Origin of the sequence: Mangrovibacterium marinum (assembly GCF_003046625.1) — a bacterium.
GTDB classification, from domain to species: domain Bacteria; phylum Bacteroidota; class Bacteroidia; order Bacteroidales; family Prolixibacteraceae; genus Mangrovibacterium; species Mangrovibacterium marinum.
The window spans coordinates 53,230-68,318 of record NZ_QAAD01000010.1 but is presented as its reverse complement, the minus strand read 5'-3'; the positions used below and the strand labels follow the sequence as shown (position 1 = coordinate 68,318).

The window sequence follows — 15,089 nt, the reverse complement described above, 5'->3', positions numbered from 1 at the left end:
TCGTTAATACAAATTAAAATTGCCTGAATTAGCCGTTCAGGTGAAAAAATGAGCAGGGAAGTGCGCTAACACTTTCCTGTTTCTTTTTAATTCCATTTGCTTTACATAAGCTTTAGTTTTTTTTAGTTTCTGATTAGTTCTCCTGGTTATCTGTAAATCACTATTTTCTGTCGCTGATCGCCGGAGCCGCCAAACTCTTTCGAATCAACAAAACGGTATTTAAACGAAGTTGAAATGCTGAGGTATTTTAGGATCTGATCCAGCGATTCGTCGTGAAATGTTGCGGTAAAGTGATTTCGGAGTAAACTTTTGTCTTGAACCTCGATATCCACATTGTACCAGTTTTCCAGCAATCCCACCATTTCGGCCATCGAATCTTCGAGGAAAACAATTTTTCCGTCCTTCCAAGCGGTATAACGCCCAATATTTTCGGTTTCCGAATAGTAGATTTTATTTTCGTCAATACTGTAATCTGCAATCTCGGAAGGATGTAGCTGCAATAGCTCTTTTTTCTGGTCAGCTCTTTCGTTAATCACACTGACTTTCCCTTCAACCAAAGCCACCGTAACTCGCTTGGTATTTTCGTAAGCATTTACATTGAAAGTTGTACCCAAGACCTTCACGCCAATGTCGCGCGTGTGTACAATAAACGGGTGCTGCGGATTGTGATAAACTTCGAAATAGCCCTCGCCGACCAGCTCGACATTACGCGTATCCTGACTGGCAAATGTATTCGGAAATCTCAGTTTACTTCCTGAATTCAGCCAAACCAGAGTACCGTCTTCCAGCAAAACTTTTGTTTGTGTGCCATAGGCGGCTTTCACCTCTTGGTAAACGACATTAGTCGCTACCAGTTTTTTTGACTCCTCGCGGAAATAATTAATTGTAACAGAAAAAAGTAAAGACAGTAATATAACGGCAGCTGCCTGCATCCACCACTGAAGTTTGAACGATTTAGTTTTGTGAAATTGGGGAATTCTTCTTTTTGTTGCGATAAGCGCTTTCTCCAAATCAATTTTATCGGAATACTGAAGTGCTTTTGATTTATTCCATAATGCCTTGTATCGTTTCCATTCGGCAAAGTTATCATCTGAAGCAGCAATCCAATCTGCAATACGCTTTTCGTCCTCGGAAGAAGCCTGACCGGCAAACGATTTAATTAGGATCGGTTCAATTTCGTCGATTCTCACTTTGTCTTAATTTTACCAATAGACGAAATAAATAGCGGTGCACCCTACATGATTTGTTATTTTTTTCTAAAATTTCTTATCGACTGGAACTATCGGGACAGAAAGAACAGTAAAAGAGGAAGATAGTCTTTCAATTCTCTTCGAAGAATTTTCAGAGAACGGCTCATCAGTGCCTCAACCCCTTTAACGGAGATATCCATTTTCTGCGCAATTTCACTGTAGGTTAGGCCTTCAAAACGACTGTATTCGAAGGCTACACGGCAACGATCCGGAAGCATCGATAGTGCTTCAACTAGTTTCTCTTCAAATTCGTGTGACAACAAAACCGAATCGGAAGAATCAGTCGTTCCGACATCTTCCCCCACGGAATCCATAACCAATTCCCGTTTAAATTTCCGAACATGGTCAATCGCGCGGTTCCGCACCATAAAGGATAGATATCCCGAGAGATTTGAGATTTTAGCCGCATCTTTCCGATTCTCCCACATTTTCACAAAACACTCCTGCACAATACTCTGCGCGTGATCCAAATCGTGAACATAAAGATTCGCCTGAGCGCACAAAGCTTTAAAGTACTTTCGAAAAATATAATCGAAAGCCTTCTCCTGCCCTTCCCGTAATGCATCAAGAAGAAATTGATCAGATTGTTGAGTAGTCTCGCTCATAGTCGTAGAGTCCTCAAATATAAAATTTATTGAGCGATTATTTTTTTGTTTAACCTGTATTAACAAAATCGGCCAAAACCAAAGGCCGCATTATCGCGGCCTTCTAAATGAATCTGATCAATTAACTAACTAAATCCCAATTATAAAATTGGCTGTATCAATTTGCGTTTATAAAGTTATTCTACCGTTTTCTGATCCAGAAGTTTGCCTTTCAACACACTATTTTTGATGTTATCTGACATGTAAATTTTTCGCTAATCCAGTTGAAAGATAAAGGATTGCAAAGGCGTCAAAACAACATCAATATGAGCCTTATTATTCATTACGCTTAATCGGTATTGACGATCGTTGGTAAGCGCATCCGTCAAAGTGTAGTCACCATCCGACAAATGCCAATCGTCAATCGTTTGGGGATCTAATTTCAGGTTGAATGAATATGTTTCACTGTCACTAAAATTACAAACGACAACAAGTCGCTCGTCGTCATTCCAGCGAACAAATGAGAACAATCTGTCATTGTAACCGGAAGAATTTTCGCGGTTGTAGGAATGAATCTCTCGATAGTTTCCGATCAACGCCGAAGATTTTGACGAAAAACGGAGCAAGGTTCGGTAAAACTGGTGCAATTCTTTTTCTTCCGGGGTGGATTGTCCTCCGTCGAACGCTCCACCATTCATCCAGCGCTGATGAGCCGGCACTCCCCAATAATCAAAAATAGTTGTGCGGCTTGCTGATCCAAAACCCGCATTCCCAGCTGCCGGCTCGCCAACATCCTGCCCAAAATAAAGCATGGTTGGCGAGGTACTGATACAAGTTGAAACCACCATTGCCGGCTTTCCGTGCTCGGCACTTACCGCAAATTCGGGGCTGGCAATGCGCTGCTCATCATGGTTTTCCAAAAAGTGCAACATGTGGTGCTCAATATCTGCCAAACCGTCCTGGATCGGCGCAATGTGATCAGTGCTTCCAAGCCCTTGCATAATGTGTTTCAGGGTGTCGTACAATTCTACTTTGTCGTACAAGTAGTCCATTTTGCCCAAGCGGATGTAATCGCGGTATAAACTTGGATTGTACACCTCCGCCAACAGAAAAGCATCCGGATTTTTCATTTTGATAGACGAGTTTAGATAACTCCAGAACTCAACCGGCACCATTTCAGCCATGTCGTACCGAAAGCCGTCAACGCCTTTTTCCAACCAGAACTGCGCAATATCCCGGAACTTTTTCCACGAATCGGGAACATCCTTGTCTTTCCAAAAGTTGAAGTGTGCCTGATAACCAGCTGAATCAAAGCCTTCCGGCAAACTGTCAAAATCATGGGTCCCGTCCGGGCGAACGCCGTAGTTCACTTTTACCGTTTCATACCAATCGTTAATGTCGGGTTGTGCTTTGCGAGATCCGTTGCCCGTCCATTTAGCCGGATTTTCTTCAAATTTACCGTCCGACAGCGGATTCTCTTCGCCCCCCAATGGTTTATATCCATTCTGGGCGACCGGCACCTGAAACGATTCGCCTGGAATATAATAGAAGTTGTTATCTCGTTTGTATTCAACTGAGGTATCATCATTTTCGCCGAAATCAGCCACACCATCGGGTTTCGAAATCGAATGGTAATTCCGGGCAACATGGTTCGGCACAATATCAATAATCACCTTCATACCGTGTTGGTGCGTGCGTTCTACCAACGCCTCAAACTCCTCCATCCGCTTCGCCGGATCAACTGCCAAATCGGGATCAACATTATAATAATCCTTCACCGCATACGGTGAACCGGCACGCCCTTTCACCACATCTGGATCATCATTATCGATGCCAAAAGCCGTGTAATCGCGAATAACCGCATGATGCGGCACACCGGTGTACCAAATGTGCGTCACCCCCAGCGCTTTTATAGAGTCCAGCGCCCGATCCGTAAAATCGGCGAACTTTCCTACCCCGTTCTCTTCAATCGTTCCCCATGGTTTGTTGGTTGGGTTCGTGTTGCCAAACAAACGGGTAAAAACCTGGTAGACAACCAGTTTTCCGCGCTCAGATTCCTTGGCCTGTCCGACATTTGTTTTGGGTTGGCAAGCAACCAACGAGAGACCACAAAGAAGGATGGCTAACTTTCTTTTCATTGGATTAATGGAATTTTGAAATGCTGTTAAATTTCGAAACAGTCATCCGGAACTTGTCCCCAAGATGTCATCCTGAAGTGAATTCGGGATGACACCTTAAAGCTCCGCTACTGCAACTCAATAATCATGGCCGATTCTGCGGGTACGGCCAGCGTTGAAAGATCGTTCAAATTCTTGCCTGAAATGATATCTTTCCCTTTCGTAAAACGGCCTGTCACTTCAGCAAAACGATCCGTTTCGAGCTGCTTTTCCTTCGTATTTTTATTCAGAATCACCATGACGGTTTCGTCCTCATTCATTCTGAAATAGACATAAATGCCATCTTCCGGAACGAAGTGAACCAAGCGCCCGTTGTGAATCACATCCTTATCTTTCCGCCATTGCTGAATGGTTCGAACATAATTTTGCATGTCCTTTTGCGCGTCAGTCAATCCTTCGCCGGTAAAGGCATTCACGGAGTCTCCGGCCCATCCGCCGGGATAATCGCTGCGGATCACGCCATGATCTTCGGTTCCTTTGTTGCTCATCAACACCTCAGTTCCGTAGTAAATCTGTGGAATTCCGCGGGTCGTCAGGAAGTACGCCACGCCGAGCTTGAGCTTATTCACATCCTCACCAACCTGCGTGTAAAAGCGCGACATATCGTGATTATCGGGAAAGACAACCAGGTTGCCGGCATCCGGATATTGAAAGTCATTAGACAAGGCATCATAAAGTTCAATCAGGCCATGATCAAAATTCTCATCATCATTCATGGCACGAGCAGCAGCATTTTGCAAGGGAAAGTCCATCAGGCTGGGCAGATAACATTCGTAGCCGTCGCTGTTTACTTTTCCTTTTTGCCAATACGACACGGTCGCCGGATTCACGCTCCACTCTTCTCCAACAATATTGAAGTTCGGGTATTCTTCGAGCACACGCTTTGTCCAGTCGGCCATCATGGTTTTGTCCGGGTAGGGCCAGGTATCCTGGCGGATGCCGTCCAAACCAACGTACTCGATCCACCAAATTGAATTTTGGATCAGGTAGTTTGCCATGAACGGGTTGCGCTGATTCAAGTCGGGCATGCTTTCAACAAACCAGCCATCCGACATGGCCTTTTTGTCGGCATCCGAAGCATGTGGATCCTGGTTGACCGTGCGACGATGCGTTGTTTGCTTCCATCCCGGATAGTTGTTAATCCAGTCGTGCATAGGCATATCGTCCATCCACCAGTGTTCCGAGCCGCAGTGATTGAAAATCATATCCATAATCAATTTCATACCTCTTGCCTTCAGTTTTTTCGAAAGTTCCAGGTATTCCTCGTTGCTCCCGTAACGCGGGTCAACTTTGTAGAAATCGGTGGTTGAGTAACCGTGATAAGAAGTGCTGCTCATGTTATTCTCCAGGACCGGGTTCAGCCAAACGGCTGTAAAGCCCAAATCCTGAATGTAATCGAGGTGATCAACAATCCCCTTCAAATCGCCACCGTGACGGCCGTCTTTATCGGCCCGGTTCGGCTGTTCCTTCATCCCTTCCACGGCGTCGTTTTCGGGATCACCGTTGGCAAAGCGATCGGGCGTTATCAGGTAAATCACATCCGAACTGTTAAAGCCGATGCGTTCCGACGATTGCGGTTCGCGGGCTTTCAATTGGTATTGAAATTCACCTGTCTGCTTTTTACCGGATTTAAACACAATGGCAAAACTTCCGGGCTGTGCCTCTTTCGCGATCTGAAGATCAACAAACAGGTAGTTCGGATTTTCAACCCGGCTTACACTTTCAATCGTCACTCCGGGATAATTAATTTCGGGGAAACTAGCCCCGATATTATCGCCGTGAACCATCAGCTGCACGTTCGGATTTTTCATGCCAACCCACCAGAACATCGGCTCTACCCGATCGATTCCGGCAGCCATCAGGAAATTGAGCTGCGCAACGAACAGCACCAGAAGTATTAAATATCGTTTCATTGGTTTTTCGTTTTTTTCTACAATTTAACTATTTATTGGACAACAGATTTTTTCGCCAGCACCAATTCACCGTTTTCCTTCAGTTGGTGCTGTTCACCCCATACAACAACATCTACAGCAAGCTCACTGTGATTGGTAATTTTGAATTCACTCCCCATGCGAATCTCCAAATGGGCTCCCCGGAAATTAATGCGGAACGCAAAAGCCTCCCACGATTTGGGAAGGAAGGGATTCAACAACAGTTGCCCGTCTTTCACATCCAGTCCACCGAAAGTCTCCACAAAAGCCAGCCAGGTTCCGCCCATACTGGTAACGTGCAGCCCGTCTTCCGTATCGTTGTTGTAGTCATCCAAATCGAGGCGGGCCGTGCGCAGATACATTTCGTAGGCCTTTTCCTCGCGCCCAATGCGGGCCGCCAATATTGCGTGAATACAGGATGACAAGGACGATTCGTGAACGGTGATCGGTTCATAAAAATCGAAGTGGCGACGCAAAGTCTCCTGATCAAAGTCGTGGCGAAACCAGTAGAAACTTTGCAGGGTATCCGCCTGTTTGATGTAACAAGAGCGCAAAATGCGGTCCCACGACCAATTTTGGTGAATCGGGCGTTCAGCCGGATCAAGGTCGGCAGCCGGGATAATTTCTTTGTCGAGAAAGCCGTCTTGCTGCAGGAAGATTTCACGCTTCGAATCGTAGGGGAAGTGCATATTTTCAACAATATCGCGCCATTGCTCGGTTTCCCCCTGCTCGTTGAAAGCCCATTTACGAGTTAACTCACTAAACAAGTAGGGATGTTCCTTTTTCACAAAATCAATCACTTCCATCGTGTATTTCAGGGTCCATACCGCCATTCGGTTGGTGTGGAAGTTATTATTGACATTGTTTTCATACTCATTGGGACCGGTAACCCCAAGCATCACATACGCATTTTTATCGTCCGACCAGTTTACGCGCTGCGCCCAGAAGCGGGAGATGCCGAGTAACACTTCAAAACCATAAGGCGCCAGATAGTCCCGGTCGCCGGTATAATTGACATAGTTATATATGGCATAAGCAATGGCTCCGTTGCGGTGGATTTCCTCAAAGGTGATCTCCCATTCGTTGTGGCATTCTTCACCATTGATCGTTACCATAGGGTACAAAGCAGCACCACCGGTAAAACCCAGTTTAGCGGCATTTTCAATGGCTTTCAGCAGGTGCTTATGCCGATAGAGCAATAAATTTTTAGCGATAAGCTGAGGGGCTGTCGCCATAAAAAACGGCAGACAATAAGCTTCGGTATCCCAATAGGTTACGCCGCCGTATTTCTCGCCGGTAAAACCTTTGGGGCCAATATTCAGGCGTTCATCGTCGCCCGAATAAGTTTGCATAAGCTGGAAAATATTGAAGCGTATTCCCTGTTGCGCGGCAACGTCGCCCTGCACCATAATGTCGGCCGTTTGCCAACGCTTCGCCCACTTTTGGCTATGCGCTTCGAAGAGTTTATCGAAGCCGGAGGCAACCGCCTCGGCCAGCTTCGCTTTCACATGATCCATTAGCTCATCCTGAGGCTGGTAAAGCGACGAGTTGACCGCCATGTATTTCTCAATGCAAATTTCGTCGCCGGCAACCAAGGGCAACTCAAAAGTGTTGGCTACGAATTTTTCGTCCTGATAAGGGTGTCGGGCAGCGTTCACCATGGCACCATTTACATACAGATGCGTTTGAACACCGTGACACACAAAAAATGAAGTTTTCTTGGTTTCCATACACAAGAAAGCCTGATTTTCAGTCGTGAATTTATCAGTCTCAGTCCAAAACTTTTCGTCGTAATTGGAGTCTTCATTCCTGATATCGCCATCGATATAAGAACAAAGTCCGAGAGCGCCTGTAAAGTTGATACTTTTGAGGCGATAACGGATGGCACCAATTTCCTTATCAGCGATACTTAAAAAGCGCTCGGCAACAACTTCAATCTTTTTACCGGAAGGCATGGTTGCTGTAAACTTGCGGGTTAACAAGGCTGTACGCATATCGAGCACACGCACAAAGTCGGCCACGTCGGCTTTTGCCAAATCCAGTTCTTCCCCATCCAGGCGGATGCGCAGCCCAATCCAGTTGGCGGCATTCAATATTTTGGCGAAATATTCGGGATAGCCGTTTTTCCACCATCCCACCCGGGTTTTATCCGGGTAGTACACACCGGCCATATAGTTTCCCTGCAGCGAATCGCCCGAGTAGTTTTCTTCAAAGTTGGCGCGCTGGCCTGTATGTCCGTTGGCAATGCTGAACAAGCTCTCCGAGATTCGATTATAATTCGGCACAAATCCTTCTTCAACAACCTGCCATTCCGAATGTGTGATATAGTTTTTCATAAACGCTTCTTTGTTGTGTGCTCATTAATTTGTTGAAATAAATGTTCAGGAGTCAGTCCCCGGAATCCGCTAATTACGAGATTGGCACGACTTAGGGTTTGCGGATCGCCCACCCCCACAGCCATCATACCGGCATTGCGGGCAGCCTCGATACCGGCTATGGCATCTTCAAAAACGATGCACGCTGCGGGTTTGGCAGCCAAGGCTTCAGCCCCTTTCAGGAAAACTTCGGGATCCGGCTTGGCTTTGCTTACTTTTGTCCCGTCGATTACCGCGTCGAACAGATTTCCGATTTTCAGTCGCTCCAGAATTAAGGGCGCGTTTTTGCTGGCTGATCCCAAGGCAACGCCAACACCAAGTTTCCGCAAGGCAGTCAGGAAGTCCTTCACTCCGGGTAGTATTTCCTCTTCATTCATCTGGAGGATATACTCCAGATAGACCTGGTTTTTCTGGTCGGCTAGTGCATTTTTCTTTTCTTGCGAGAGTTGAAGGTTTCCGATATTTAGAATAATATCGAGTGAATCCATGCGGCTCACGCCCTTCAGCAGCTCGTTATGTTCCAGGGTAAAGTCAATTCCCAGCTCATCAGCCAGTTTTTTCCAGGCTAAAAAGTGATAACGAGCCGTATCGACCAGGACTCCGTCCAGGTCGAACAAACAGGCAGCTATTTTTTTCATGGTTGTTTTTCCCGAGATGTTTTAATCGTGCTGACAGCCAAAGCTCCTAATAGCATCGCAATACCGCAGACAATCATCATGTAAATCGCCTCGTTGCCGAAGAGACTTCGCAAAATGAAACCACCGATAAAGCCCGAGATGATTTGCGGACCGGCAATGGTGAAATTGAAGATTCCCATGTATACGCCCATTTTATCAGCCGGCAACGATTCGGAGAGAATTGAATACGGCATAGCCAGAATGGCTGCCCAGGCAATCCCTACGCCAACCATCGAGAGGATCAATAAATTGGGGGTATTGAAAAAGTACATCGAAATATAACCTAGTCCTCCCAGCAGAAGAGCTGTTCCATAAGTCGTTTTCCGTCCCAGCGCCTTGGCAACACGTGTCATCACAATCGAAAACAAGGCAGCAAACAAGCTGTACGCGCCAAACAGCACACCAACCCAGTTACCGGCTTCCTGATACAACTCCGAGCTGGCATCGCCAATGGGTGTTCCGAAGGCATGTTGCGCAACTGCCGGCGTGGTGTACACCCACATGATGTAGAGCGCAAACCACGAAAAAAACTGGACAACCGCCAACTGCGCCATTACTTTAGGCATTTGTGTAAACAGATGCCAGAAGTTGGTCAGCTTTTCGCCCAGCGACTTTTTTTGCTTGCCGTACGCGGTCCATTCGTCGAAATCGATACCGTTTTGTGCGCAATACACTTCCGGCGGATATTCCTTGGTTTTAAAAACCGTCCAGATAACCGACAGCAGTAAAATAGCGCCACCAATGTAGAATGACCAAATTACTGACGGAGGTACTTCGCCTTCGGCTGCCGTATTGCTGACCTGCAAAATATTGGTCAGGAAATAGGGCAACACCGAGCCAACAACAGCCCCTGTATTGATGAGAAAACTCTGAACGGAATAGCCCAACGTACGCTGATCCTCGGGAACCATATCGGCCACCAATGCCCGAAAAGGTTGCATGGTAATGTTGAACGAACCGTCCATCAGGGCAAACATCAAAGCCCCGAAAACCAGCGGCGGAATAACCGACACCAGGGCAGCCGAGTTGGGCATCAGCCACATGGCAACAGCGGCAATAAATGCGCCTCCCAAGATGTAGGAGCCACGACGGCCAAAGCGGTTCCAGGTCCGGTCGCTTGCCGCACCAACAATCGGCTGGACAATTAAGCCCATCACCGGAGCTGCTAACCAAAAAAAGGAAAGCGAGTGCAAATCAGCACCCAGGTTTGAAAGTATCCGACTGACATTGGCACTCTGTAATGCGAAACCGATTTGAATTCCCAGGAAACCAAAACTGACATTCCAGATTTGCCAAAAACGAAGAGCAGGTTTAATCTTCATATTCGCTAATTAAGAATAAAGGCTATCAACCTTTTTTAATGAATAACTGAAATACCCACGCATCAATCAAGAAGGAAAGATGCATGCGTCGGATTCTGAGTAAACAGTCGAAAAACGGAATAAAAATCGAAGTAAATTATCGGATGATCTGCAACAAATATAAGGTGGAAATCCGAAATAAAACAAATCTTCAAGGATGCTGTTAATCAACATTCAAGGTAAAAAAAAGCAAAAATCAGCTCGCCAGGATCATTTCAAACGTTTGCGTAAAAAAATTAAACAATGATGATTTTTCTTAAATCGAAGACTCGCGAATGACTAAATCTCCCTGTAAAACCCGCTTAATTGGCTTAAAATCTTCTTCGGGATTCATGATGCGGTTCAGCAAAATCCGGGTAGCAGTGCTGCCCATTTCGTAGCCATGCTGATCGACCGACGATAAGGTCGGATTTGTAATGCCCGACAAACGACCATCGCTAAAACCAATAATGGCAATCTGCTCGGGTATTTTTATTCCCAACTTTTGCGCCGCCTGCATCGCCCCAATGGCCGTTAAATCGTTGGTTGCAAAAATACCATCGGGCAACTTATTGTGGTCAGCCAGCATCCGTACAGCATTATTGGCTTTTTCAAAATTGTCAGCTTCCATAATTAAGTCGGCATCCTCTTTCAGCCCAGCTTCGCGGATGGCACGCAAATAGCCGTTTTTCCGGTTTGTACTAATCTGCAAATGTCGCGGCCCTGAAAAATGAGCAATTCGCTTACGCCCGTTTTCAATTAAATGGCGGGTAGCCTTATATGCCGCCTCTTCATCATCAATCACCACACAATCGGCCTCAACAACAGGCACTACCCGGTCGAAAAAGACCAGGGGCAATCCCTTCTCTTTCAACAGTTTTAAGTGATCGAAATTCGTCGACTCCTTGGCAACCGAAACCAAAACCCCATCCACCCGATGCGAAAGCAACATATTGGCATTGGCCACTTCCCGGTCATGCTTTTCGTTCGACTGGCATATCATCACCGTAAAACCGGCATCGTAGGCCACATCTTCGATACCACTGATGACCGACGAGAAAAAATGATGCACAATTTCGGGGATAATCACCCCGATGGTATTACTTCGGTTTTGTTTCAAACTTAAAGCAATGGCATTGGGCTGGTATTTTAACTGCACGGCCAGCTCATTCACGGCCTTTTTGGTCTCGGCACTAATATCCGGATGATCTTTCAGTGCTCGTGATACGGTAGAGGGCGATATGCCCAAGATACGGGCTATATCCTTGATGGTTATTGAACTACTTTTCATTGGTCAGTTTGGATGTTCCTGCAAGATAAAAATAAAACACAAACAGAACGGAGCATTGAAGACCTTGAGCGTATGTTTTAAAAATACTGCTATTCGATTAGTCTTTTACAACCAGAGGCTTTCGCTGTGTTACACCCTCTTGAAATTATTTTCTGAAGCTGCTCAAAAACATCAACATAAATGAGAAGAATATATTATTTTAAAGAATTAGCAACAATTTTCAGCCATGCCTACACGCCCCCCACCAGTAACCACCTGTTTTTTAACACATTTACTGCAAACGTTTGCGGTGACGTTTGCAGTAAAATTCGGCTTCGAAGTTGGTACACGGCTCAAAAACAAAATCATATACTTGTACCATCGGATAAAAAAAACGGAATAAAATCGACTGCACTAATGCTTTAAATTAGAAGATGACCTAATTGAATTAAACTAATTGCAAAAACATGAAGATTATTCGTAAACATTTAAATGTCGTACTCATGGCTCTGGCAGTCTTGCTAACCAATAGCAGCTGGGCTCAGGTCGTGAGTATTTCGGGCAAGGTAACCGATGCGGCAAGTGGCGAACCACTTCCTGGTGTTACCGTTCTTGTACAAGGAACAACAGTAGGTACGATTACCAACTTCGACGGAGATTATGTCCTCCAGACCGAAAAAGGAGCTACCATCCTGTTCTCGTACATCGGTTACAAAACCAGCGAAATAGTTGTTGGCGACCAAACAAAGGTCAACATCCAGCTAGCTGTTAATACCGAAGATTTGGACGAAGTGGTGGTTATTGGTTATGGTACGGTGAAAAAAGACGATGCAACCGGATCGGTAACAGCCATCAGCTCCGATGATTTTAATAAGGGAGCAACCACTTCACCACAGGATCTGCTTGTTGGTAAGACCTCAGGGATGCAGATTACTACCGACGGCGGTAAACCGGGCTCCGGCGCAACCATACGGATTCGTGGAGGGGCCTCACTGAGCGCCAGCAACGATCCGTTGTTTGTTATCGATGGGGTACCTGTTTCGTCTGACGGTGTCATGGGCTTGGCAAACCCACTGTCCTCCATAAACCCCGACGACATCGAAACCATGACTGTTCTTAAGGATGCTTCGGCAACCGCAATTTACGGTTCAAGAGCATCGAACGGGGTGATTATCGTCACCACAAAAACAGGGAAAAGAGGACAACCATTTTCGTTGCAGTATTCTGGTAAATTCTCGGTTGGTGTAGTCTCCGACAAAGTCAATGTATACAGCGCCGACGAATACCGCAATATTATTAACCAATTGTACGGCCCTGAATCCGACAATCCAAACGCCGATGCCATCAATGCAATGGGCGATGCTGATACCGACTGGCAAGATGAAATCTACCAGGCAGCGGTTGGCAACGATCACAACATCGCCATCCAGGGAGGTTTGGACTTCCTGCCTTACCGGCTATCGTACGGATACAACAATCAGGAAGGTGTCCTGAAAACCTCAAAACTGGAGCGCAATTCACTGAGTTTAAACTTAACGCCCAGCTTCTTCGATGGTCATTTAAAAACAGCCATGAATGCCAAAGGATCGTACGTCAAAAACCGGTTTGCCGACGAATCAGCTGTTGGCGCAGCCGTCGGTATGGATCCGACCCATCCGGTTCACAATACTTACAGCTACCCGAACGGAGAGCAATGGGGAGGCTACTGGCAATGGATTGACCCCAGCACAGGAACACCACTTCAGTTTACACCCGACAACCCGGTTGCCCTGCTAAAACAACGTCATGATGAGTCGGAAGTGTACCGCGCAATTGTGAACTTAAACCTGGACTATAAATTTCATTTTCTCCCTGAAATGAGCGCTGTTGTCAACATGGGGATCGACTATTCAGATGGCAAACAAAACCGGACAATTTCGCCCGATGCCTCCTGGGTTTATGAAAATGAAACGATTCGGGGTGAATTATTTCACGAAAACCAGGATAAAACCAACAAGGTATTAGACACCTATTTAAAATACGGCAAATCAATTGCCGATCACACATTCGATGTGATGGCCGGTTACTCTTGGCAGCACTTTAAAAATGAAGGTGACAAATACCAAAACGACTACTACGACACGCGTGAGAACCCGACCGAAGATCTTCCTTACGGAGGTGAAAACTACCTGATCTCCTACTACGGGCGTTTTAATTATGCGTTCAAAAACAGATACCTGCTTACCGGAACCGTTCGTCGGGACGGAACCTCCCGTTTTGCAGACGGTAACCGCTGGGGAACATTTCCGGCCGTGGCTTTTGCCTGGAAACTAAAAGAAGAAAGCTTTTTGCAGGATGTAAAAGCCTTGTCGGACCTCAAACTTCGGTTAGGTTGGGGGATCACAGGTCAACAAGATGTGACCGGAAACGATTACGTGGGCTACGGAACCTATACCCTATCGGATAACGGCGCGATGTACGTTCTGGGAAATCAATGGATCAACACCTATCGCCCGAATGCTTACAATCCAAACCTCAAATGGGAAGAAACCACAAGTACCAACATTGGTGTTGATTACGCGCTGTTCGACGGGCGTTTAAGTGGATCGGTTGACTATTACTATCGTGAAACAACCGATTTGCTCAACCAGATTACGGTTGCTGCCGGAACCTCGTTGTCGGACCGGATTGTGTCCAACGTCGGTAGCCTGACCAACAAAGGGATTGAACTTAGCTTAGTCGGGCGGATTATCTCCCGCGACGATCTTTCGTGGGAAGTTGGCGGCAACCTAACCTACAATAAAAATGAAATTACGAAGCTGACAGCTGTTGAAGACCCCAGCTATGTTGGTGTTCCTTCGGGCGACTTAGGTTCGGGCAACTACATCCAGATGAACGCTGTGGGGCACTCGGTGAACTCATTCTATGTGTACGAACAGGTGTACGACCAAAACGGGAAACCGCTTGAAGGTGTTTACGTTGACCAAAATGGTGACGGATCAATTAATTCCGACGACCGGATTTTCTGCGGCAGCTCTACGCCCGACTATCTGATCGGCATTAACTCGACCCTGCATTACAAAAACTGGGACCTCAACCTCAGCGGACGCTTCCAGCTTGGTGCCCAAATCTATAACGATGTTGCAGCCGGCGGAGCCAATTACGTCAACATTTACAATCCAACAACCCAATCACTTTCCAATAAGTTAAGCTCTGCTTCAGGCACAGGATTCCTGTATACCGAAGAACAAAGAGTATTCTCTTCACTCTGGATTGAAAATGCAGACTTCTTCCGTCTTGACAACCTTTCAGTCGGCTACAACTTCGATTCGGCATTTGGACTCAAGGGGTCTACCTTAAGACTGTCACTAACCGGTCAGAACCTTTTTGTCATATCGGATTACTCAGGCCTAGATCCGGAAGTGTTTAACGGAATTGACAAAAACATCTTCCCCCGCCCGACGACCTTTTTGTTAGGAGTTAATTTTGGATTTTAAAAAATGAAA

General features: G+C 46.1%; 9 protein-coding genes. 1 reads left to right on the top strand and 8 read right to left on the bottom strand.

The window, feature by feature from the left end; all coding sequences use genetic code 11:
• Window positions 1-146: 146 nt before the first annotated feature.
• The 8 genes from C8N47_RS11005 to C8N47_RS10970 all read right to left on the bottom strand — a co-directional run bounded on the left by C8N47_RS11005 (window position 147) and on the right by C8N47_RS10970 (window position 11,625).
• On the bottom strand, window positions 147-1,190 hold the full coding sequence (locus C8N47_RS11005) for a FecR family protein (RefSeq protein ID WP_107822612.1): 1,044 nt from the start codon (window positions 1,188-1,190) through the stop codon (window positions 147-149).
• Between the two features lie 89 nt (window positions 1,191-1,279).
• Window positions 1,280-1,855 carry an RNA polymerase sigma factor gene (locus C8N47_RS11000; protein WP_107822611.1) on the bottom strand — a complete coding sequence of 192 codons (576 nt, stop codon included), beginning with the start codon at window positions 1,853-1,855 and terminating at the stop codon, window positions 1,280-1,282.
• A gap of 254 nt (window positions 1,856-2,109) precedes the next feature.
• Window positions 2,110-3,972 carry an alpha-amylase family protein gene (locus tag C8N47_RS10995; protein WP_107822610.1) on the bottom strand — a complete coding sequence of 621 codons (1,863 nt, stop codon included), beginning with the start codon at window positions 3,970-3,972 and terminating at the stop codon, window positions 2,110-2,112.
• A gap of 107 nt (window positions 3,973-4,079) precedes the next feature.
• Window positions 4,080-5,924: a glycoside hydrolase family 13 protein gene (locus tag C8N47_RS10990; RefSeq protein ID WP_107822609.1), complete on the bottom strand. Its 1,845-nt coding sequence runs from the start codon at window positions 5,922-5,924 to the stop codon at window positions 4,080-4,082.
• A 32-nt stretch (window positions 5,925-5,956) separates the two neighbouring features.
• Entirely contained in the window at window positions 5,957-8,278 is a 2,322-nt protein-coding gene (locus C8N47_RS10985) for a family 65 glycosyl hydrolase domain-containing protein (RefSeq protein ID WP_107822608.1), read from the bottom strand.
• Entirely contained in the window at window positions 8,275-8,955 is a 681-nt protein-coding gene (pgmB, locus tag C8N47_RS10980) for a beta-phosphoglucomutase (RefSeq protein ID WP_107822607.1), read from the bottom strand. The genes C8N47_RS10985 and pgmB overlap by 4 nt, the downstream gene beginning before the upstream one ends.
• Window positions 8,952-10,316, bottom strand: coding sequence for an MFS transporter (locus C8N47_RS10975; protein ID WP_107822606.1), 1,365 nt, complete (start codon window positions 10,314-10,316; stop codon window positions 8,952-8,954). Before C8N47_RS10975 ends, pgmB begins: the two co-directional genes overlap by 4 nt.
• Window positions 10,317-10,611: 295 nt before the next feature.
• Window positions 10,612-11,625, bottom strand: coding sequence for a LacI family DNA-binding transcriptional regulator (locus C8N47_RS10970; RefSeq protein ID WP_107822605.1), 1,014 nt, complete (start codon window positions 11,623-11,625; stop codon window positions 10,612-10,614).
• 446 nt (window positions 11,626-12,071) lie between these two features.
• On the opposite strand from C8N47_RS10970, the gene C8N47_RS10965 reads away from it, so the two are divergent.
• On the top strand, window positions 12,072-15,080 hold the full coding sequence (locus C8N47_RS10965) for a SusC/RagA family TonB-linked outer membrane protein (RefSeq protein WP_107822604.1): 3,009 nt from the start codon (window positions 12,072-12,074) through the stop codon (window positions 15,078-15,080).
• Window positions 15,081-15,089: the final 9 nt, after the last annotated feature.

What these genes read in the sequence shown, in the direction of transcription:
- pgmB (WP_107822607.1), bottom strand. Translation starts at nt 8,955, where the DNA reads ATGAAAAAAATAGCTGCCTGTTTGTTCGACCTGGACGGAGTCCTGGTC.
- C8N47_RS11000 (WP_107822611.1), bottom strand. Translation starts at nt 1,855, where the DNA reads ATGAGCGAGACTACTCAACAATCTGATCAATTTCTTCTTGATGCATTA.
- C8N47_RS10975 (WP_107822606.1), bottom strand. Translation starts at nt 10,316, where the DNA reads ATGAAGATTAAACCTGCTCTTCGTTTTTGGCAAATCTGGAATGTCAGT.
- C8N47_RS10985 (WP_107822608.1), bottom strand. Translation starts at nt 8,278, where the DNA reads ATGAAAAACTATATCACACATTCGGAATGGCAGGTTGTTGAAGAAGGA.
- C8N47_RS10965 (WP_107822604.1), top strand. Translation starts at nt 12,072, where the DNA reads ATGAAGATTATTCGTAAACATTTAAATGTCGTACTCATGGCTCTGGCA.
- C8N47_RS10970 (WP_107822605.1), bottom strand. Translation starts at nt 11,625, where the DNA reads ATGAAAAGTAGTTCAATAACCATCAAGGATATAGCCCGTATCTTGGGC.
- C8N47_RS10990 (WP_107822609.1), bottom strand. Translation starts at nt 5,924, where the DNA reads ATGAAACGATATTTAATACTTCTGGTGCTGTTCGTTGCGCAGCTCAAT.
- C8N47_RS10995 (WP_107822610.1), bottom strand. Translation starts at nt 3,972, where the DNA reads ATGAAAAGAAAGTTAGCCATCCTTCTTTGTGGTCTCTCGTTGGTTGCT.